The organism is Amycolatopsis kentuckyensis (genome assembly GCF_002155975.1).
Lineage (GTDB): Bacteria > Actinomycetota > Actinomycetes > Mycobacteriales > Pseudonocardiaceae > Amycolatopsis > Amycolatopsis kentuckyensis.
This window is the reverse complement of the sequence record NZ_MUMI01000250.1, coordinates 1-202: the sequence shown is the minus strand read 5'-3', so window position 1 is coordinate 202 and position 202 is coordinate 1. Positions and strand designations below refer to the sequence as shown.

General features: G+C 73.3%; 1 pseudogene. It reads left to right on the top strand.

The window, feature by feature from the left end:
- A pseudogene (locus CCN39_RS51870) lies at positions 1–202 on the top strand (transglycosylase); the annotation flags it as partial.

Here is a 202-nt window from a genome sequence, read left to right as displayed (position 1 = left end):
CCGGCTTCGACGGCGACGTGACGGGCTTGCAGGCCCAGGCCGACACGGCGATCAAGGCGTCGCAGAAGCTGATGTCCCAGCAGATCGAGGGCGGCTACGACCAGGTCCCGCTGCCGAGCAGCTCGGCCTCGGCTCCCAAGAGCACGGGCGGCATCCACAGCAACGGCTCCTCCCACGGCGGCGGCGGCGGCGGAGGCGGCGG